Source organism: Bradyrhizobium sp. SZCCHNS30572, from assembly GCF_032484415.1.
Lineage (GTDB): Bacteria > Pseudomonadota > Alphaproteobacteria > Rhizobiales > Xanthobacteraceae > Bradyrhizobium.
In genome coordinates, this window is record NZ_JAUESY010000002.1 from 424,419 (window position 1) to 440,547 (window position 16,129).

Genomic DNA, 16,129 nt, shown 5'->3' on the forward strand with positions numbered 1-16,129 from the left:
CGCTTACTTTCCCTTCTTCTCGGGCTTGGCCTTCGGCGCATCAGCGGTGGCGTCTTGCCCAGCCGCCGGCACGTTCGGCACGAGCGAGCCGTCCGCCTGGCGGAGCCAACTCCCGCCGCTTGGCGGCTGTGGCAATGTCTGTTGCGTCTCGTCGGTCATGACACCACCCTCAATTGATCCTGGAGCGCGAAATCCAGCTGATAGAGCACGAGGCCTTTCTCCGCAGAGAGCAGCCTCCCGCGCGTTACGCGGAAGACTCCGGCCACATCGTCGGGAGCCCAGCCGGCGACGGCGTGCAACACGCTGTCGGTGAGCCGCTCGATCGGCGGCAGCGCGCGCCGCGCCTTGGTGTCGCCGAGTGCCTTGATACAGAGAACGACACCAATCGCGTTCTCGAGCATCTGCGTATGCACCGAGGTCGCCGAGTCGCCGCCGCGGTCGTCGAATCCTAGCGGCACCACGAAGGCAGTAACCTCGCGCTGGGGCAGCGCGCCCTCGGCAACCAGCGCGGCAAGATCCGCGATGCCTTCGACGCGCCCGGCGAGATCGCTCACGAGTGCTTCGATGCGCGCGGCAACGGAGTCGACCAGTGTCGTCATTGCAGGGCTCCATTGGCGGAGACGAAGTTCTCAACGATCGTCGTGATCGTGCGCGGATCGTCGGCGTCGAGGCCGAGGAACGGTCGTGCCGGCATGTGGATGGTGCGCGCGCCGATCGTGGCCTTGCGTGCGCGATCGGCCTTCGACGGCTTCGCAAAGCGGGAAACGCCGGTGCGCTTGTTGGTCTTGAAGTGCAGCACGGCTTCACGCGCGCCCTGGTCGGTGTCGCCACCGAACTGATGGATCGCTGCATAGATCACGTTGGTGCCGACCTCGACCTGCGTCGGCGAGGCCTGGAACGTGATCGAGCGATAAAGCCGCCACGACAAGATCAGCGTCTTGCCGCCGCCCTGGATCACGCGCAGGCTCGGTGGCCATGGCGAGCCGTCGGGCGCGCGAGAGAGGTCGAAGCGGTGATGCGTCGACGTCACGAGAGCCATGCCGATGTCCTCGAACATCGGCAGCGGATTGGACAGCCGGCCGATCGCGTCCGCGATTACGCCGAGCGCCTGGGCCTGGCCGGAGAGGTCGACCCTGAGCAGCGCGCCGGTCATCAGATGAAGCCCTTCAGGTTTTCGGGCGTGAGCGGCCGGGCTCGGTCGGTGGTGCGCACTCCGCTGGCGCCGGATGCGGTCGGCTCAATTCCGGCGACGGCCAGCCTGACTACACCGGTGGAGATCTGTGAAAGGATCTTCAAGGCGTCGAGATAGTCGGAGCGCACCTTGTCCGACACGCTATCGCGATGCAGTTTGTAGACCGCGATCGGGACGGCCAGATCCCTGAGCAACGGCGGCGTGGTCGCGAGCGGCAGCGTATAGCGGCCGAGCAGGTAGCCGTCGATCGCAGCATCGGCATCGGCCAAGGCCTGCGACACGACCGCAGCGTCGATCACACCGGCTGGCGGCTCGGCGCGGTCGGTCAGGTCGATCAGCATCGGCGTGCCGTAACGAGAGACCAGGTCGGATTGCGACGCGTAGCTCATGCGCCGCCACCTCGCTTGCGCAGCAGCTTGATCAGCTCATCGGCATATCCGACGGCGAAGCTCATCGACCGCTGATCGTCGGTGGGATCGATCATCCGATGATCAATGATCTCCCGGATGGTCGCTCCGGAGAGGAACGCTACGCGGCCGGTCTGATACGCGTCGTCGTCAACCAATAGTCCTGGAGCCGTCTCGGGTTCGCTCATCTTGCCCGCTCACTTTCCGAGCGCGGCGAGGTCCGCCTTGAGCTGATCGGCGTCGAAGCCCTCTGGCGACTTGTTGTTCTTCAGCGCCTCGACCGAGACGTAGGCGACACTCTCGTCGTTGTAGGCCTGGAAGAAACGCGGCGTCATTGCCTGAAGCCGGCCCCAGGTCACGACCTCCAGATTGTCGCGCCGCGCGACCAGCGGAATGTAGTGGCCACCCTCGACCCTGGAACGGCTGACGACGTCCCAGGGCTTGCCCGCGTTGAACTGATCCATCGCCGAGGCTGGAAATTCGATGCCGATGCCGACCGCTCCGAACAGGTAGACGGCGATCAGATGCTCATTGAGATTACCCGGCGCGATCGACAGATAGGCAGCGACCTTGTGGCGCTTGCCGACTGCATCGACGATACCGGTCTTGCGGCGATAGGAGGCGGCGACCTGCATGTCGGTGCCGTTGTCGGTCGACGGCTTCTTCGGATCGAAGCCGGTCACGGCCGCATAGTCCGACAGCACGCCGGCATCGCGGAACGCGAGCTTGCGGCCGACCTCGGCATTCCACATCATGGTCTCGTGCGCAGCGCCGGCCCAGACGCAGTCGCCGTAGCGATCGTTGCCGAGCATGCCCCAGCTCGCCGGGACGAGGCCCTCATGGCCGAACTGCTTGGGCGGCTTCGGCAGCGCCTTCCTGTCGATATAGTTCGACAGCTTGAAGGTCATCGCGCCAGCGCGGGCCGGCGTTTTTCCGAGTGCAAGTCGCGGCGGCTTCGTCGTCATAAGTCTCGCCATCCTCATGAGCGCTTCAGTAAATGGGCGCCCTTGCCGCGGGGCGAATCCGCGGCAAGGGCGGATCCGCTTGCCGGTGTCAGGACCCTCATCGGGCCGGCAGGCGAATTCGAGTTGCCGTTCTAGGCTATGGGCCGGACGTAACTGGCGTGGGCCGCGATGGAAGCCGTTCGGAGCGGGATGTCCGCAGCGTTGCTGCCATCCGCTTCCAGCGCCACATCGGTCCAGCTCAAGGAGCCGTTACAGCCGACGTAAATCAGGTGGCCGTCGGGGACGGCATCGGTCAGCAGATCAATGACCGCTGAGGCATTGGCCAGGATGGCGCTCTTGTCGCGCGCATGAATCGCCTGGGTTGCGATCACCTCTTCGAGCTTCGTGGCGACAGCCACCTTTGCCTCGGATTTGGACCCAGCATAAATATTGAACGAATAGCTCAATTCTCGTTCTCCTCACTGTCATCGGCCGGCGTCACGACGAGATCCACATCCTCGTGCAACGCCTGCAGCTCCTCTGTGGTGAGATCCTCGACCGGGATCGAGATCGGCTCCGGCCCGAACACGCGGCCGATGCGATAGCGCGGCTGCGTTCGGCCCTTGCGGGTCGCGACCTCGATCGACCATCCGGCCGGCCCGAGTGCGGGCTTCGCGACGGCCTGCGCATCAGGGATCGCAGTCGGAGATGACGCCACCGTCACGCCAGGTGCGGCCTGGTCGCCGGTCGGCTTCCCGTCAATGGATTTCGGCTTCCTGCTCATGGCTCACCCCCGATCAGCCGAGCCAGGGGCAGACGAGCACCTCGGCGGTGTTGTAGTAGATGTTGTCGGCGCCACTGCCGTCCTTCTGTGCGTTGATCAGCGCAAACGCAGCGCCTTCGAGCGTCGACGGCACGACGAGCAGCGGCTTGCCGAACGTCAGCACGCCGAGCGGGCGGCCGTGGTCGCCCTTCATGCCGATCAGCGACTGACGCGCCGTGGCATAGTGTGCCTTGTCGAGCGTCTGCTTCGACCCCCAGGCGAACTGCCATAGGCCGTAGCCACCGTTGCCGCGGCCGTCCCAACCGTACTGAAATTCCTTCTTTGAGAAGACGTTCGGATCGTCCGGCCGGTCTAGCGCGATGAAGTTGCCCTTCTTCCGCAGCTGCCAGATCAGCGGCTTGACCACGCGGGAGACGTCGAGCAGGAACCACGGCGTGCCGGAGCCGCCGTCGGTGTTGGCGACGGCGTTGACCGTCACACCATCGGCGGCGATCACTGGATGGTCCGTGTCGAAGAAGAACTGCCCGTCGTAACAGTTGGTCGAAAAGCCCGCGGCGAGCAGCGGCCAGATCAGCTGGTCAGGCCAGGCCGCGACCGACTCGCCGAACGACTGGAAGATCGGCGTATACATGCCGAGCGTGTCATCCTCGATGTGGTTGCGGTCGACGCCGATGGTGAGCTCGAAGTCGCGGTTCTTCAGCGCGAACGACGACTCGGAAAGGCTCTGGATCACACGCTCGCCGAGCCATTCGCGGACGCTGGGGATCTTGCCGAGCCAGCCATAGGCCTCGCTGCCATGAGTTGAAGGCACCACTGTCGCGACACGCTGGTACTGCGTCGGGGTCTGCCCGAGCTGGCCCTGGAACGCGGTCTGGAAGCCGACGCGGAGGCCGTCGAGATTCTGCCTGTTGATGATCATTGATACTGCCTTTCGGGGAAGCTCGAAGCCGAGCGCGATGTCAGAGGATGCCGCCGGGGCCGCTCGCGACCCAGACGCCGAGCGCGTCGACGTCGACGACCTTGCCGGCAATGGACCGCGTCGCGCTGGCGCTGGTCTTGGCGACCGTGTTGTCGTCGACGATGTAGCAATCGCTGCCGATCTCGGTGCGCGCGATCAGGTCGGTCGATGCAGAGTTGTTCCAACGAAAGATGCCGGAGTAGACCTCCACCTGCTGATCGCCGTTGGCGCCCGCCGAATTGTCGACGTACTTCTCGGCGCGGCCGACGCAGATGAGGCCGGTCGCGGTGACGCCGCCCTTGGCATAGCCGGCGGCCAGCACGACCATCGCACCGGCGTAGATCTTGGTCGATGCCGCGACGTCATAGGTGTGGCGCGGGATATCCCGGCGAGGCGTCGCGCGGTCGGCAGTGAGAGCAGCCATGTCGGTCTCCAGTCGATGTGGTGATCAGGTCTCGGACGCGGCGAGATCGGCCGCGAGCATCTTCGCGTAGTCGTCCTCGCTGATGCCGAGCAGGGTCACGATCTTGCGCTGGTCGGCATTGAGCGCGACCTTGCCGTCCTTGATCTGAGCCGGCGGCTCGGCGGAGGCACCGGACGGGCCGAGCTTCGGCATCGCGCCGATCTCCTTCTCGACGTCGGCGGCGGCCCCGGGGCTCGCGGCGTGACGCGAGATGTAGTGATCACGCATCGGCTTCACGCCGACGCGGCCTTCGCGGATCGCGTTGTCGATGAAGGTGGTGGCGCGCTCGCGGGCGGCGGTCGACCTGACGGTCTCCAAATCGGTGCCGAGGTTGCGCAGCTCGCTCTGCAGCGCGGCGATCGTACTTGCCGCCTCGGTGTTGGCAGCGGTCGACAGTGCGGTGACGGCCTGGACGATCTGGTCGCCGGTCGCGCCGGCCTTGAGGCCCGCGGCGGTCGCAATCGCATTCATCGACGTATCGGTGCCGCACATCGACTTGACCTTGTTCAGCGCTGCCTCGGCGGTGGTGCCGTCGGGCATGCCGAGCAGCTTGAGGAGCTGGGCGAGCAGATCCATCGGGTCGTTCTCCTGTTGCGAATTGAGCGCGGCCATGCCGAGCAGGTTGGGCGTGTTGGTGAGCGATGCGCGCGGCATGTCGAGCACAGCGCCGGACTTTTCATGGATCAGCACCGGCGAGATGAAGCGATAGGCGCGCTCTTCCATCAAAGCGGCACCCGGCTTCGACCACTCGACGCGGCCATAGATTCCATCGGGGCGGACTTCGAGCTGCGTTGCCCAGCCTCGCGCGGGCGCCGGCCGGCCTTCGGGCGCCGCGAGATCGGTCGCGTGGTTCTCGTCGATTGGGATGCGGCCGGCATGCAGCGCAATTGCTTGAGCCGCGAGCTTCTGCGGGTCAGCAACGCGATAAGGGCCGCGGCCATCGACGGTCTCAACGAGACCGCCTTGGCCGATCGGCAGGAGCATGATCCACTCGGGCACAGCACCTTGCGCGTTGAAAGAGATTTCAACGCCTTGGCCGCGCACCGTTGCGTAAGCTGTGCTTGTGTGTTTGCCCGACATGCCGGCACATTGGACAAGCCGGCGGAGAGCTATAACCCTGACACGTGTCAGGCCATTGCATGCTATCGACGCAACGCGACGAGTCTATGTCGTCAGAGGCTCGCTGTCGATTCCCCTTCGCCGCCGTCATTCGCTCAGATGATCGCGCATTTCGTCGAACATCAGCTTCACGTCGTTGAGGGATAGTTTGCTGCGCCAATGCTCGCGCAGTGAGTGAAGCTGGAGGACGGCGATCTGCTCGCGCCTGATCGGATCCTGCTCAGCGAAATAGAGCCGCATGTCGCGCACGAAGGCGCGAGCGACGGTGGCAGGTAGCTCGTCGCGCTTCATGGCCCCTTGCGTTGTGTAGCGCGGCCTGCGAGTTCGGCTAGCCGAAGTTCTACCTCGTGCAGATCCTGATCAACGTCGAGCAATGAGTCGAATGCGCGAACCGCTTCCGCTCGAAATGTCGGCGGCAACGCGGGCGCCGTTTCGATGTCAGCTGCATTGCAGTCGGGACACGGCTCGCCCGGCGCACCGCAACGGCACGCGTTCGGATCATCGCAGCCCGGCCGGTCGGGATGCGCTTCGCAAACCCATCTCACATTCTGGCAACGCAAGCAGAACTTCATGGGGAGTCTGAGTCCTTGCCGCTGGATTCGTTCCGGGCCGCCTCCGCGCGCGCCAGTGTCCTTGCTTTCTCCAGCGCTTGATCTTGCGTCAGCATGTCAGGATTGAGCCGCCGGCCGGCGATGTCATCCCAATAGAAGTAGCGGCTCGGCCGACCGTCAGCGAACCGCACTTCGTAGCTCCCGCACTTCGCGATGACCTCGTGCTTGATGATGCGAACCGGCTTGTTCATGTCAGGCCTGAGAGATGGTGGCTTTCGCGACGATTGCTCCCGCGCCTAGCGCACGTCCAGGGTCCGCTCCACTAGAGACATGAGCCGGCCGGGCGAAGCCGCACCGGAACCGCTCCACCGGAGGGCAAAATCCGCCAGAACCGCCCTCAACGGGCGCCTGGCGGGCATCGGGACCGGGCTCGCCGGTCCGGACGGCCTCACGCCGGCCCTGGGACCGTTTGAATTTTCGTTTGAACGACTTTCACGGCGTCAGACACCGGCCGGCGCCCAAAACGCGCCAGCGGGCTTCCTTGCGAATGTCGCCTCCCGGGTCAGGGGCGGGATCGGACGCAGGGGATGGCACCGAGCGCCTTGTCCACCCCCGTCAGGTCGAAATCATAGAACAGATTGGGCGACCGCGCCGGCTCCAGCTCGACCCGGAGCCGCCGTGCGCCGCGGAGTTCCTCCGGGTCCAGCCACTGAGACATTCCCTTGCCACTGCCGCTGACCGGCATGAAGCGGGCCTCGGGATCGCGGTGGTCGATCCGGAACCGCAGCCCCATACGCCCGCGGGTGAAGCTGGCCGTCGTCTCGATCGCCATGATGAGGCCGCCGACCAGTTGGTCTTCGAGACAACGCACAACCAGGCGCGCAGCGACGCCTTGGTCGGGCCTGGCCGCCGCGACGCTGGCGATCCTCGTCTCTTTGTCGGTAAGACGGTCCTTGCTCGACGCAATGACCCATTCGGCACGGGCGGGTGTTGCCGCTGCCAAGAGCCCGCACAGGAGGATGGCAGATCTCACGTCGCGCGCCTCCCTGCCGCTTTTCGCTTCGGTGCCGTAATGCTCCGGACGTGCCGCGGCTCAATGGTGGCGATGATCTCGCTCGCCCAGACGATCCCGACGCCCAAAATCGGCCGGACCGCGCCGTTGAAGCTTTCCAGGTTGTAGCGGTTCGGCTTCGAGCTGGGCATGATCCGCTTCAGATACCGATGGCCGTCTGAAGTCCGCACTGCCGCGAATTCGCCCACCAGGTGCTGCGTAGCCCGGGTTTGGTTTCGGTAGACCACGATCACGGCACCGGGCTCGTACTTGGGCAGCATCGAGTCGCCCAGCACCCGGAAGCCGATCACGTCCTCAGCTCCGAGCGCGAACGGCAGCTCGACCTGATCGAAGCCGTCCGGAGGCGCCTGCTCATAATCCGGCTCGATCCGCGCTCCGGCGCCGATATCGCCCATGATCGGAATGACGTTGCGCTCCCGCCGCTCCTCCTCGATCAGGCCCGACTCACGGGCGAGCTCCAAGATGCGGTCGCGCGTCTGTCCGCGCGGCTCGACGCCAGCGATCCAGCGCGAGACATTGTTCTGCTTGGTGCCGACCGCCTCGGCGAGATCCTCCTGGGTCCATCGTCGAACTCCCAGAAGTCCCTGAATCAAATCACTGATCTTCATGTCCGGAATATACATATCTGTATATTCCGGATTCCAATCCATCTCCGGATTACGTTGTTGCTTTTTTATCCTTTTATGGATATCCATAAATGGATGAACCCCATCGAGCATATTCGGCGCGAGGTCTTCCGCGTCACCCAGGTCGAGATGGCCAAGATCGCCGGCGTGCGTCAGGCCACGATCTCGCGATGGGAAGCAGGGCTCACCGATCCTTCCTTGAAGCACCTGAAGCGCATCCGCGCTGAAGCTCGCAAGCGCCGCCTCGCCTGGAATGATTGCCTGCTGCTCGGCGATAGGAGCCGCGCCGCATGAACCGTTTTCCCTCAGCACTTCAGCACTCTCTGCATGGCCCGCTCCATCTCTCTCAATCTGTCGCCAGCACTCTCGCGATAGGCGGTCGGGCCGTCGACTCAGAAAGCGCACCGAAATCTGAAGTCACATTCAACCGGGCGCCGAACGGCCTCTCGTCTGGCTTTGCCGCACGACCCCTCAATGACGAGGACCCTGCCGCATGAGCCACCCTGGAACGCAATCCATCGAGCGCGATGTCGACCTGGTCGAGATCGGCCGCTTTCACCTGACCGTCCGCGACCGTGCCGACGGCCGCGAGCACACGCTCACTTATGACGGCCTCGCGATCGGCGCCAACGAGAACGGCGACGGTTATACGCTGATCATGCCGCGGGTGCTCGCGATGATGCAGGGGTTCTGCGATGCGTGACCTGGTCATCCGCTCCAGCATTGCTGCGCTTGTGTTGATCACAGCCTCGATCGTGGTGCTTACCTCGATCCGTCACCAGCCGGCCGGCCCCCGCGTCGTGCGCGCAGCCCCGACCATCGACGTCGCGAGGATCGCCCCTTGAGCAGGCGCCGCGCCACCGAGCCGACAACGACGCCGGCAGCGGTCGTCGAGCGCTTCGATGCCGAGCGCGTGCGCGCCACGCGCACTTCGGTCCGCATCGCGCAGGCGATGACCGAGGCCATCAAGGACTGCGGCAAGTCGCGCGATGAGATCGCTGAGGCGATGTCGCAGGTGCTCGGCGAGCGCGTCACGGTGGAGGTGCTCTATCAGTATTCGTCGCCGGCCAACGAGCGCAACAACATCCCGGCGCATCGCTTGATGGCGCTGGTCGCGGTGACCGGCGACGTCCGCATCCTCAACGCTGCACTCCAGGATACCGGGTTCATCGCGCTCGACCAGCGCTTCGAGCCGCTGATCCGCCGCGAGATCGCGAAGGAGCGCATGGAACAGCTGCGCCAGGAAGTTGAAAACGCAGACGCGGAATGGAAGGCAGCAAACTCGTGAAGACGTATCTGTCAGCCGCGGAAATCGCGAGCGAGAAGCTGCCTGGCCTCCCGGCCGCGGAGCGCGCCATCAGGCGCGCCGCGGCCAGGGGCGGCTGGCAGGCCCGCCCGCGCCAGGGCCGTGGCGGCGGATTGGAGTATGCGCTCGACTCACTGCCGCCGGAGGCGCGCGCCGCCTACGTCGGCCGCCATATCGAAGCGGTCGAGATTCCAACGTCCATGGCGCGTGAGGCCGCGGCCGAGCCGGAGGCCGTCAACGTCACCGGCAGCGCGGCGAACGCCCGTGACGCGCGCCTGGCGTTGCTCGGCCAAGCCGAGCGACTGGGACGCGACGCCGGCATCGGCCAGAAGCGCGCCGACCGTCATCTCTGCGATCTCTACAATTCCGGCGGCCTGGACATCGCCCCGTGGATCCGCGGCGAGGTGAAGCATCTCACGCCGCGCACGCTCGCCCGTTGGCGCGCCGCCGCCAAGGCCGGTCATAAGTCGAAGCTTGCCGTCGATCGCTCGGCCGCACGCCGCGGCACCGGCGTGCTCGATCGCGCAAACGACGGCAAGATCCGCGTCCACATCCTCGCGCTGGTCGCCAAGCAGCCGCAGCTCACCGCGCAGCACATCCGCGCCCTGGTCGCCGACGCCTTTCCGGTCGTCGAGATCGCCGGCCAGGCGATCGAGCTGCCGCCGATCAGGACCTTTCAAGCCGCGTTGAAGAGCTGGCGCGCGACCTATCGCGTCGAGATCGAATCGATCCGCAATCCGGACGGCTTCAAGTCGACGATGCGCTTTGCGGCCCGGGTCGCCAACCCGGCCTCGCGCCTCAACGAGGTCTGGCAGATCGACGCCTCGCCGGCTGACGTGCTCCTAACGGATGGCCGTCATACGATCTACGCCTGCATCGACATTCATTCACGGCGGATGATCGGCTTAGTGTCGAAGACGCCGCGCGCCTCGGCGGTCGGCCTCCTAATCCGCAAGGCGATGCTGACCTGGGGTGTGCCGGAGCGGATCAAGACCGACAACGGCTCCGACTTCATCGCGCACACTACGCGCCGCCTGTTCGCCGCGCTCGGCGTCGAGCACGAGACCTCGGCGCCGTTCTCACCGGAGCAGAAGGGTCACGTCGAACGCGCGATCGGCACGATGCAGCGCGGCTTGATGCGGACATTGCAGGGTTTCATCGGCCACAGCGTTGCCGACCGCAAGGTGATCGAGGGACGCAAGGCGTTCTCGGCACGGCTCGGCGAAAGCGCCGAGGACATGTTCGAGGTGTCGCTGACCGCCACCGAGTTGCAGTCGCGCCTGGACGTCTGGTGCAGCGACATCTACGGCAGGGCGCCTCACGCCGGCTTGAAGGGCCAGACACCATTTGCAGTCGCCGCGATGGCTGCCGGCGGCATCAGGCGGATCGAGGACATCCGAGCGCTCGACATGCTGCTTGCGCCGGTCGCCGGCAAGGATGGCCTACGCACAGTCACCAAGACCGGCCTGCGGATCGACGGCGCGCACTACATCGGCGGCTTCCTCAACGTCGGCGAGACGGTGTTCGTTCGCATGGATCAGAGCGATATGGGCACCGCCTACGTTTTCGCCGAGGACGGCGAGACGTTTCTCGGCGAAGCCATCGCACCGGATCTCGCCGGCATCGATCCTGCCGAGGCGATTGCGCGCGCACGCGCCGAGCAGAAGCGGCTGATCAACGACCGCATGGACGAGGTCAAGCGCGAGGCCCGCCGCATCAAGGCCAAGGACTTTGCCGGCGCGATCCACCGCCAGGCGCTCGCCGACGCCGGCAAGCTGATCGAGTTTCCCAAGCCCGTCACCGCGCACGAGACCCCGGCCTTGTCGGCTGCGCGCGCCGCGCACGAGAGCAACACCGGCACGCACTCCGCCGAGATTGCAGCGCTCGCCGAGGAACTGCGGGCGGAGACGGCAAAGCCCGCGCAGGCCGAGACACGCGTGCGACCGCTGCGCCAGGCCGAGACGGCACACCAGCGCTGGAACAGGGCGCGCGCGATCGACGCATGCTTGCGCGCCGGACAATTTGTCGAGCCGGAGGATCTCGTCTGGCTCGGTGGGTATCGCGAAGGTCACGAGTACCGCGGGTTCCTCGCCACGTATGGCGAACCCGGAACGGAGGACGAGTCTCGCGCGAGTAGCTGAACTACCAGATCACTCAACGAAAGGTCAGGACCCTCTCATGAGCAAGCAAACCACACAAATCCAAGGCCCGGTCGCGCTGAAGAACGTCGCGGCATTCATGGCCATGACGACGCGGCTGATCGAGCGGTCGCCACACCTGCCGGGCTTCGGCGTCTGCCATGGCCCGTCCGGCTTCGGCAAGACCTATGCATCGATCTTCGCGCAGAACCGCGTGAAGGCTGCGCGCATCGAGGTCGGCGACAGCTGGACCCGCCGGACGCTGCTCCATCGCGTGCTGCGCGAGTTCGGCGAACGCGCCCGGGAGCGCACGCCGATCGCCGAGCTGGCCGAGATGGCGCGAAATGCGCTCGCCATCGACGCCAGCCGTCCGCTGATCGTCGATGAGGCCGACAAGCTGATCGACAAGGGCATGATCGAGATCCTGCGCGAGCTACAGGAAGAGAGCGGTGCGCCCGTCATCCTGATCGGCGAAGAGAAGCTGCCGACCAAGCTGCTCGCGGTCGAGCGCATGCACAACCGCGTGCTGCACTGGTTCTCGGCCGAGCCGTGCGACCTGGACGACACCCGCGTGCTGGCGAGCGCGTTCGCACCGAAAGTCGACATCAAGGACGATCTGCTCGACACGATCCGCCTGCGCTCGGGCGGACGCGCCAGGCGCATCGTGGTCAATCTCGACCACGCCGCGGTGGTCGCCCGCAACCAGGGCCTCAAGACGCTCGATCTCAAGCTCTGGGGCTCGGAGGAGTTCTTCACCGGCGAGCCGCCGACGCCGCGTCACGTCGAGGCCTATCCGCGCCGCGCATCCGTCAAGGCGGTGGCCTGACCATGGGGATGTTCCACCACGAAGCGAAGCTCGACGTCCGAGTGCCGAAGGGCAACGATGGCTTCTGGCAGATCATGAATGAACTGCAGACGCGCAACGGCGAGTTCACCGTTGCCGACATCGACGAGCTGACCTGCTCGTGCACTCAGAACGTCGGCAAGTATCTCATGGGCCTTGTCGCCGCAGGGATCGCCGAGCAGACCGGCACCCGACCTCCGGCGGCGAAGGGCCGGTTCGAGACGCCCGTTTACAGGCTGCTGAAACAGCCCGCGATGGCACCGCGGGTGCGCGACGACGGCAGCCTCGTTCCGCCGACCCAACAGGAATGCGTCTGGACCGCCATCCGAACGCTCAAGCAGTTCGACGTGCGGGAGCTGGTGTTCGCTGCGACGACCGACCAGGTCACGCCAAAGCCAGGCACCACGCGGCGGTTTGTGCTGCTGCTCGAACGCGCCGGCTACCTTCGCCGTGTCGGCTTCGGGCAGCCGCATCGCTACCGGTTGATACCGGAGATGAACACGGGGCCGCTGCCGCCGAGCTGCAAGGTGCTCGATGCCCGCGTCGTCTGGGATCCGAACGTCAAGAAGTTCTTCGGCGAAAAACCGGAAGCGACGGAGGGCAAGCCGTGATCCCAAAGAAGCAGAGCTATCTCGACAAAGCCAAGCAGGCCTGGGGCGAGCCGCTCCCGAACTGGGTGCAGGCCCTGGCCGAGGAAGCCGATCGCACGAGTGGGCAGAAGGTCGCCGCGCGTCTCGGCTACTCGAACTCGACCATCAGCTACGTGATCGCGAACAAATACCCCGGCGACGTCGACGGCGTCGCCGAGAAGGTTCGCGGCGCGCTGCTCGGCGCGAAGGTCATGTGTCCCGTCTTCGGCGAGATGGACCGCGACTACTGCCTCGATCAGCAGAAGATCGGCAACACCGGCGCGTCGTCGGTGCGCGCGCGGCTGTATCGCCACTGCCGCGGCCTCGGCGGCGTCGAGAAGTGCCCCAACTCGCGCATTCCGGAGGGCCAGCGATGAGCGACATCAGCCAGGAGCTGCTTCGGCTCTACGACCAGTACGACGCCTGGATCAATGGCCGCATCAACTTCACCGTCGCGGAGGCACTCACGTTCAGGCGTGATTTCCGCAAGGCCATCGCGCAGGTCGGCTTGCTGGAGATCGGCCTCAACAGCGCAACGATGGATGCGGTGGCCGCGGCCATCGAGCCGGGCAGCAACGTCGTCATGCTGTCGATGCACCGCATCGAGCGCATCGTTCAACGCGCGATCAGCGAGGGAGAGCCGGCGTGACACAGGTTCGAACCTTCGCCGATCAGGTCGCGGCGGCCGATCCGATCGCCGCGGCGACCCGCATCGCCAAGCTCGGTGCGCGCGCCGCGATCTCGGCATCGACCGTCGAGATCGTCGCGATGGCTCTGCTGCTCAATCAGCTGAAGGCCATCACTGACACGACCTACGACCTGTTCAAGACCGCCGACCATCTGGACGGCGCAGTGTGCGAGGACGTCCTCCGCGACGTCAGCGCCAAGATTTCCATCGTCGGCGCTTCGCTGGAAGCGCTCGGCTATGGCGACGACGTCCCCCAGCAGCAAGAGGAGAAGTAGACCATGGTGAAGCGTAAAGCCGCAGCCGCGAACGTGCGCGTGCCGCAGACGAAGGAAGAAGCCGCGGAGATGATCGCCGCGTACGGTGCCGCCATCCGCGAGGTCTCGGTGATCGAGCTGGCGATGCTCGAAAGCCTCGCAAAGATCAAGAAGCAGGCGGAGCTCGACGCCGAGCCCCACGGCAAGAAGGCGGTCGAGCTGTTCAAGGGCCTACAGATCTACTGCGAGGCCAACCGCCAGGTGCTGCTCGGCAACAGCGGCCTCAAGACTGCCGATCTCGGCACCGGCAAGGTGTCGTGGCGCCACAAGCCGGCGAAGGTCTCCTTGAGCGGCGACGTCGAGATGATCGTCGAGCGCATCTATGCCAAAGCCCAGGCTGCGCTGAACCGAGACGATGCAGTGGCGGCGTTGAGCTACAAGGCGTTCATCCGCGTCTCCCAGACGGTCGACAAGGAGAACATGCTCAAGAACGCCGACCTCGCGCGCACAATCGATGGCGTGACGATCGGCAGCAGCGGCGAGCAGTTCGAGATCGAGCCGTTCGGCGCCGAGATTTCGGAGGCGGCCGAATGAACCACGCTGCAGCACACCGTCTCGGTCTCACGCCTCGCCAGCAGGCCTGCTACAAGGCCATTTCCGAGCACTTGACCCAGCACGGCATTCCGCCGAGCTACGAGCAGCTCTGCACCACCCTCGGTGTGAACTCGCGCGGCGCCATTTCAAAGCTGGTTCAGGAGCTGCGCGAACGCGGCTGGATCTCCTACGTCACCGGCCGGCGCAGCTCGATCGTGTTGCTTCCAAATCCCGGCAGCTACGAGCTGCCGGCGGAGCTGAACGCCAGGTTGCTGGCGTTCTGCACCGCGCATGACGAAGCCGATCCGGCCGCCGTCCTCGCGGACGCGGTGACGCTCTTCCTCGACGGCGCCGGAGGCATCGTCGCGACATGAGCGGCACCTCGGCGGCCTGGACTCCGGAGCGCCGCGCCAAGCAGGCGGCGCTGATGACGTCTCAGAACAACGACGCGTCGTTCCAGGCCAAGCGAAACCGCGCGGCCTGGTCCGAGGACCGGAAGGCGCAAAAGCGCGCGCAGATGCTGGCTCAGAATGCCGACCCGGCGTTCCGGGCGCGCAACCTGGACGGCATCAGCCGACGCCGCCCGCGCGGCGATATCGAGGTCCCCGCGCATGCTCATCCGATCGTGCGCGGACTCTTCGCCGAGATGCGCGAGCAGCAGGCGACAATGCAACGCGTCTCCCGGCGGGCCGGAATCTCGGCCGACACCATCGCCGGCTGGCGCAAGCACATGCCAGTGCTCGACGTCATCGAAGCTGCGCTCGGATCGCTGGATCTCGAGCTGGCGATCGTGCCGCGCGGCTCACGCGACACCAATGGATTCCTACAACGACGACGGAAAGGACAGGACTGATGAGGCTCTCAACCGAACCGGCGACCACCTCCATGATCGCGACCATCCACACGCTCAAGACCAAGGCGGCACTCGACGACGATACCTATCGCGAGGTGCTCGCGCGCGAGGCCGGCAAGCGCAGCGCTAAGGAGCTGACTGTGCGCGAGGCTGGCCGCGTCATCGAATATCTCAGGACCGCGAGCGGCGATCCCGGCCCAGCCGGGGCTGTCTCTGGACTCGACGGCGCGATCGGCGGCAAGCTCCGCGCGCTGTGGATTGCCGGCTTCAATCTCGGCATCGTCCGCGACCGTACCGATCGAGCGATGCTCGCCTATCTGCAGCGTCAGACCGGCGTGTCGCACGTGCGCTTCCTGCATGTCGCCGGTGCCGGCAGCGCAGCGATCGAGGGTCTGAAGTCCTGGCTCACGCGCGCTGGCGGCATCGAGTGGCCGCTCGATGGCGACGACGTCATCGCATCCAAGCGCGCCGTGCTCGACGCACAGTGGCGCAAGCTGATCGAGATTGGCGCCGTCAAGCCGATCGGCGGGGCCGTCGATCCGATGCTCGACCTTGAAGCCTACGCTACCCGCGTCGCTCGCTGCAATCGCTGGGAATCGCTGCGCAGCGAGGACTACGACCAGGTCGCGAAGTCTCTAGGCAACAAGCTGCGTGCCGCGCTCGCCAAGATCCCGCCCACCGATATCAAAGACGCGAGCGAGGAGTAG

At 65.7% G+C, this 16,129-nt stretch carries 29 protein-coding genes; 14 read left to right on the forward strand and 15 right to left on the reverse strand.

What is annotated here, in order from left to right; translation table 11 throughout:
* Positions 1 to 3: 3 nt before the first annotated feature.
* The 15 genes from QX048_RS06940 to QX048_RS07010 all read right to left on the reverse strand — a co-directional run bounded on the left by QX048_RS06940 (position 4) and on the right by QX048_RS07010 (position 8,209).
* Complete coding sequence (locus QX048_RS06940) at positions 4 to 159, reverse strand: hypothetical protein (protein ID WP_316200406.1); 156 nt, start codon at positions 157 to 159, stop codon at positions 4 to 6.
* Positions 156 to 599 (reverse strand): hypothetical protein, encoded by a 444-nt coding sequence (locus QX048_RS06945; RefSeq protein WP_316200407.1) that lies wholly within the window; start codon positions 597 to 599, stop codon positions 156 to 158. The genes QX048_RS06940 and QX048_RS06945 overlap by 4 nt, the downstream gene beginning before the upstream one ends.
* Positions 596 to 1,153 (reverse strand): phage virion morphogenesis protein, encoded by a 558-nt coding sequence (locus tag QX048_RS06950; RefSeq protein ID WP_316200408.1) that lies wholly within the window; start codon positions 1,151 to 1,153, stop codon positions 596 to 598. Before QX048_RS06950 ends, QX048_RS06945 begins: the two co-directional genes overlap by 4 nt.
* On the reverse strand, positions 1,153 to 1,581 hold the full coding sequence (locus QX048_RS06955; RefSeq protein ID WP_316200409.1) for a DUF1320 domain-containing protein: 429 nt from the start codon (positions 1,579 to 1,581) through the stop codon (positions 1,153 to 1,155). Before QX048_RS06955 ends, QX048_RS06950 begins: the two co-directional genes overlap by 1 nt.
* Positions 1,578 to 1,787 carry a hypothetical protein gene (locus QX048_RS06960; RefSeq protein ID WP_316191304.1) on the reverse strand — a complete coding sequence of 70 codons (210 nt, stop codon included), beginning with the start codon at positions 1,785 to 1,787 and terminating at the stop codon, positions 1,578 to 1,580. Before QX048_RS06960 ends, QX048_RS06955 begins: the two co-directional genes overlap by 4 nt.
* A 9-nt stretch (positions 1,788 to 1,796) precedes the next feature.
* Positions 1,797 to 2,564 carry a hypothetical protein gene (locus QX048_RS06965; protein WP_316191303.1) on the reverse strand — a complete coding sequence of 256 codons (768 nt, stop codon included), beginning with the start codon at positions 2,562 to 2,564 and terminating at the stop codon, positions 1,797 to 1,799.
* 131 nt (positions 2,565 to 2,695) lie between these two features.
* Complete coding sequence (locus QX048_RS06970) at positions 2,696 to 3,010, reverse strand: hypothetical protein (RefSeq protein WP_316200410.1); 315 nt, start codon at positions 3,008 to 3,010, stop codon at positions 2,696 to 2,698.
* Entirely contained in the window at positions 3,007 to 3,327 is a 321-nt protein-coding gene (locus tag QX048_RS06975; protein WP_316200411.1) for a hypothetical protein, read from the reverse strand. Before QX048_RS06975 ends, QX048_RS06970 begins: the two co-directional genes overlap by 4 nt.
* A 13-nt stretch (positions 3,328 to 3,340) precedes the next feature.
* Positions 3,341 to 4,246, reverse strand: a complete 906-nt coding sequence (locus tag QX048_RS06980) for a Mu-like prophage major head subunit gpT family protein (protein ID WP_316191300.1) — start codon at positions 4,244 to 4,246, stop codon at positions 3,341 to 3,343.
* A gap of 40 nt (positions 4,247 to 4,286) precedes the next feature.
* The gene (locus tag QX048_RS06985; RefSeq protein WP_316191299.1) at positions 4,287 to 4,709 is read right to left on the reverse strand and encodes a hypothetical protein; all 423 of its coding nucleotides are present in this window, start codon (positions 4,707 to 4,709) and stop codon (positions 4,287 to 4,289) included.
* Between the two features lie 24 nt (positions 4,710 to 4,733).
* Positions 4,734 to 5,732, reverse strand: coding sequence for a phage protease (locus QX048_RS06990; RefSeq protein ID WP_316200412.1), 999 nt, complete (start codon positions 5,730 to 5,732; stop codon positions 4,734 to 4,736).
* 222 nt (positions 5,733 to 5,954) lie between these two features.
* A complete protein-coding gene (locus tag QX048_RS06995; protein ID WP_316191297.1) occupies positions 5,955 to 6,158 on the reverse strand; it encodes a hypothetical protein in 204 nt (67 codons plus the stop codon).
* Between the two features lie 277 nt (positions 6,159 to 6,435).
* The gene (locus QX048_RS07000; RefSeq protein WP_316200413.1) at positions 6,436 to 6,669 is read right to left on the reverse strand and encodes a hypothetical protein; all 234 of its coding nucleotides are present in this window, start codon (positions 6,667 to 6,669) and stop codon (positions 6,436 to 6,438) included.
* Positions 6,670 to 6,980: 311 nt separating this feature from the next.
* Positions 6,981 to 7,451 (reverse strand): hypothetical protein, encoded by a 471-nt coding sequence (locus tag QX048_RS07005; protein ID WP_316200414.1) that lies wholly within the window; start codon positions 7,449 to 7,451, stop codon positions 6,981 to 6,983.
* Complete coding sequence (locus QX048_RS07010; RefSeq protein WP_410052163.1) at positions 7,448 to 8,209, reverse strand: XRE family transcriptional regulator; 762 nt, start codon at positions 8,207 to 8,209, stop codon at positions 7,448 to 7,450. Before QX048_RS07010 ends, QX048_RS07005 begins: the two co-directional genes overlap by 4 nt.
* Before the next feature lie 36 nt (positions 8,210 to 8,245).
* Here QX048_RS07010 and QX048_RS35220 point away from each other — a divergent pair, with 36 nt between their 5' ends.
* The 14 genes from QX048_RS35220 to QX048_RS07075 all read left to right on the forward strand — a co-directional run bounded on the left by QX048_RS35220 (position 8,246) and on the right by QX048_RS07075 (position 16,129).
* Positions 8,246 to 8,410, forward strand: coding sequence for a helix-turn-helix domain-containing protein (locus QX048_RS35220; RefSeq protein ID WP_410052164.1), 165 nt, complete (start codon positions 8,246 to 8,248; stop codon positions 8,408 to 8,410).
* Positions 8,411 to 8,609: 199 nt separating this feature from the next.
* Complete coding sequence (locus tag QX048_RS07015) at positions 8,610 to 8,819, forward strand: hypothetical protein (RefSeq protein WP_316191293.1); 210 nt, start codon at positions 8,610 to 8,612, stop codon at positions 8,817 to 8,819.
* Positions 8,812 to 8,961, forward strand: coding sequence for a hypothetical protein (locus QX048_RS07020; protein ID WP_316191292.1), 150 nt, complete (start codon positions 8,812 to 8,814; stop codon positions 8,959 to 8,961). The genes QX048_RS07015 and QX048_RS07020 overlap by 8 nt, the downstream gene beginning before the upstream one ends.
* Positions 8,958 to 9,404, forward strand: a complete 447-nt coding sequence (locus QX048_RS07025) for a hypothetical protein (RefSeq protein WP_316191291.1) — start codon at positions 8,958 to 8,960, stop codon at positions 9,402 to 9,404. Before QX048_RS07020 ends, QX048_RS07025 begins: the two co-directional genes overlap by 4 nt.
* Positions 9,383 to 11,563 (forward strand): DNA-binding protein, encoded by a 2,181-nt coding sequence (locus tag QX048_RS07030; RefSeq protein ID WP_316200415.1) that lies wholly within the window; start codon positions 9,383 to 9,385, stop codon positions 11,561 to 11,563. The genes QX048_RS07025 and QX048_RS07030 overlap by 22 nt, the downstream gene beginning before the upstream one ends.
* Before the next feature lie 37 nt (positions 11,564 to 11,600).
* A complete protein-coding gene (locus QX048_RS07035) occupies positions 11,601 to 12,386 on the forward strand; it encodes an ATP-binding protein (protein ID WP_316191289.1) in 786 nt (261 codons plus the stop codon).
* Between the two features lie 2 nt (positions 12,387 to 12,388).
* Positions 12,389 to 13,015 carry a hypothetical protein gene (locus QX048_RS07040; RefSeq protein WP_316191288.1) on the forward strand — a complete coding sequence of 209 codons (627 nt, stop codon included), beginning with the start codon at positions 12,389 to 12,391 and terminating at the stop codon, positions 13,013 to 13,015.
* On the forward strand, positions 13,012 to 13,410 hold the full coding sequence (locus QX048_RS07045; protein WP_316191287.1) for a transcriptional regulator: 399 nt from the start codon (positions 13,012 to 13,014) through the stop codon (positions 13,408 to 13,410). The genes QX048_RS07040 and QX048_RS07045 overlap by 4 nt, the downstream gene beginning before the upstream one ends.
* Positions 13,407 to 13,682: a hypothetical protein gene (locus QX048_RS07050; protein ID WP_316200416.1), complete on the forward strand. Its 276-nt coding sequence runs from the start codon at positions 13,407 to 13,409 to the stop codon at positions 13,680 to 13,682. The genes QX048_RS07045 and QX048_RS07050 overlap by 4 nt, the downstream gene beginning before the upstream one ends.
* On the forward strand, positions 13,679 to 13,996 hold the full coding sequence (locus tag QX048_RS07055; protein WP_316200417.1) for a hypothetical protein: 318 nt from the start codon (positions 13,679 to 13,681) through the stop codon (positions 13,994 to 13,996). The genes QX048_RS07050 and QX048_RS07055 overlap by 4 nt, the downstream gene beginning before the upstream one ends.
* A 3-nt stretch (positions 13,997 to 13,999) precedes the next feature.
* Positions 14,000 to 14,569 carry a host-nuclease inhibitor Gam family protein gene (locus tag QX048_RS07060; RefSeq protein WP_316200418.1) on the forward strand — a complete coding sequence of 190 codons (570 nt, stop codon included), beginning with the start codon at positions 14,000 to 14,002 and terminating at the stop codon, positions 14,567 to 14,569.
* Complete coding sequence (locus QX048_RS07065; RefSeq protein WP_316200419.1) at positions 14,566 to 14,943, forward strand: hypothetical protein; 378 nt, start codon at positions 14,566 to 14,568, stop codon at positions 14,941 to 14,943. Before QX048_RS07060 ends, QX048_RS07065 begins: the two co-directional genes overlap by 4 nt.
* Positions 14,940 to 15,422 carry a hypothetical protein gene (locus QX048_RS07070; RefSeq protein WP_316200420.1) on the forward strand — a complete coding sequence of 161 codons (483 nt, stop codon included), beginning with the start codon at positions 14,940 to 14,942 and terminating at the stop codon, positions 15,420 to 15,422. Before QX048_RS07065 ends, QX048_RS07070 begins: the two co-directional genes overlap by 4 nt.
* The gene (locus tag QX048_RS07075; protein ID WP_316200421.1) at positions 15,422 to 16,129 is read left to right on the forward strand and encodes a regulatory protein GemA; all 708 of its coding nucleotides are present in this window, start codon (positions 15,422 to 15,424) and stop codon (positions 16,127 to 16,129) included. Before QX048_RS07070 ends, QX048_RS07075 begins: the two co-directional genes overlap by 1 nt.

Coding starts and splice junctions, on each gene's coding strand:
- QX048_RS06940 (WP_316200406.1), bottom strand. CDS start 159: ATGACCGACGAGACGCAACAGACATTGCCACAGCCGCCAAGCGGCGGG.
- QX048_RS06945 (WP_316200407.1), bottom strand. CDS start 599: ATGACGACACTGGTCGACTCCGTTGCCGCGCGCATCGAAGCACTCGTG.
- QX048_RS06950 (WP_316200408.1), bottom strand. CDS start 1,153: ATGACCGGCGCGCTGCTCAGGGTCGACCTCTCCGGCCAGGCCCAGGCG.
- QX048_RS06955 (WP_316200409.1), bottom strand. CDS start 1,581: ATGAGCTACGCGTCGCAATCCGACCTGGTCTCTCGTTACGGCACGCCG.
- QX048_RS06960 (WP_316191304.1), bottom strand. CDS start 1,787: ATGAGCGAACCCGAGACGGCTCCAGGACTATTGGTTGACGACGACGCG.
- QX048_RS06965 (WP_316191303.1), bottom strand. CDS start 2,564: ATGACGACGAAGCCGCCGCGACTTGCACTCGGAAAAACGCCGGCCCGC.
- QX048_RS06975 (WP_316200411.1), bottom strand. CDS start 3,327: ATGAGCAGGAAGCCGAAATCCATTGACGGGAAGCCGACCGGCGACCAG.
- QX048_RS06980 (WP_316191300.1), bottom strand. CDS start 4,246: ATGATCATCAACAGGCAGAATCTCGACGGCCTCCGCGTCGGCTTCCAG.
- QX048_RS06985 (WP_316191299.1), bottom strand. CDS start 4,709: ATGGCTGCTCTCACTGCCGACCGCGCGACGCCTCGCCGGGATATCCCG.
- QX048_RS06990 (WP_316200412.1), bottom strand. CDS start 5,732: ATGCTCCTGCCGATCGGCCAAGGCGGTCTCGTTGAGACCGTCGATGGC.
- QX048_RS06995 (WP_316191297.1), bottom strand. CDS start 6,158: ATGAAGCGCGACGAGCTACCTGCCACCGTCGCTCGCGCCTTCGTGCGC.
- QX048_RS07000 (WP_316200413.1), bottom strand. CDS start 6,669: ATGAACAAGCCGGTTCGCATCATCAAGCACGAGGTCATCGCGAAGTGC.
- QX048_RS07010 (WP_410052163.1), bottom strand. CDS start 8,209: ATGCTCGATGGGGTTCATCCATTTATGGATATCCATAAAAGGATAAAA.
- QX048_RS35220 (WP_410052164.1), top strand. CDS start 8,246: ATGGCCAAGATCGCCGGCGTGCGTCAGGCCACGATCTCGCGATGGGAA.
- QX048_RS07015 (WP_316191293.1), top strand. CDS start 8,610: ATGAGCCACCCTGGAACGCAATCCATCGAGCGCGATGTCGACCTGGTC.
- QX048_RS07020 (WP_316191292.1), top strand. CDS start 8,812: ATGCGTGACCTGGTCATCCGCTCCAGCATTGCTGCGCTTGTGTTGATC.
- QX048_RS07030 (WP_316200415.1), top strand. CDS start 9,383: ATGGAAGGCAGCAAACTCGTGAAGACGTATCTGTCAGCCGCGGAAATC.
- QX048_RS07035 (WP_316191289.1), top strand. CDS start 11,601: ATGAGCAAGCAAACCACACAAATCCAAGGCCCGGTCGCGCTGAAGAAC.
- QX048_RS07040 (WP_316191288.1), top strand. CDS start 12,389: ATGGGGATGTTCCACCACGAAGCGAAGCTCGACGTCCGAGTGCCGAAG.
- QX048_RS07050 (WP_316200416.1), top strand. CDS start 13,407: ATGAGCGACATCAGCCAGGAGCTGCTTCGGCTCTACGACCAGTACGAC.
- QX048_RS07060 (WP_316200418.1), top strand. CDS start 14,000: ATGGTGAAGCGTAAAGCCGCAGCCGCGAACGTGCGCGTGCCGCAGACG.
- QX048_RS07065 (WP_316200419.1), top strand. CDS start 14,566: ATGAACCACGCTGCAGCACACCGTCTCGGTCTCACGCCTCGCCAGCAG.
- QX048_RS07070 (WP_316200420.1), top strand. CDS start 14,940: ATGAGCGGCACCTCGGCGGCCTGGACTCCGGAGCGCCGCGCCAAGCAG.
- QX048_RS07075 (WP_316200421.1), top strand. CDS start 15,422: ATGAGGCTCTCAACCGAACCGGCGACCACCTCCATGATCGCGACCATC.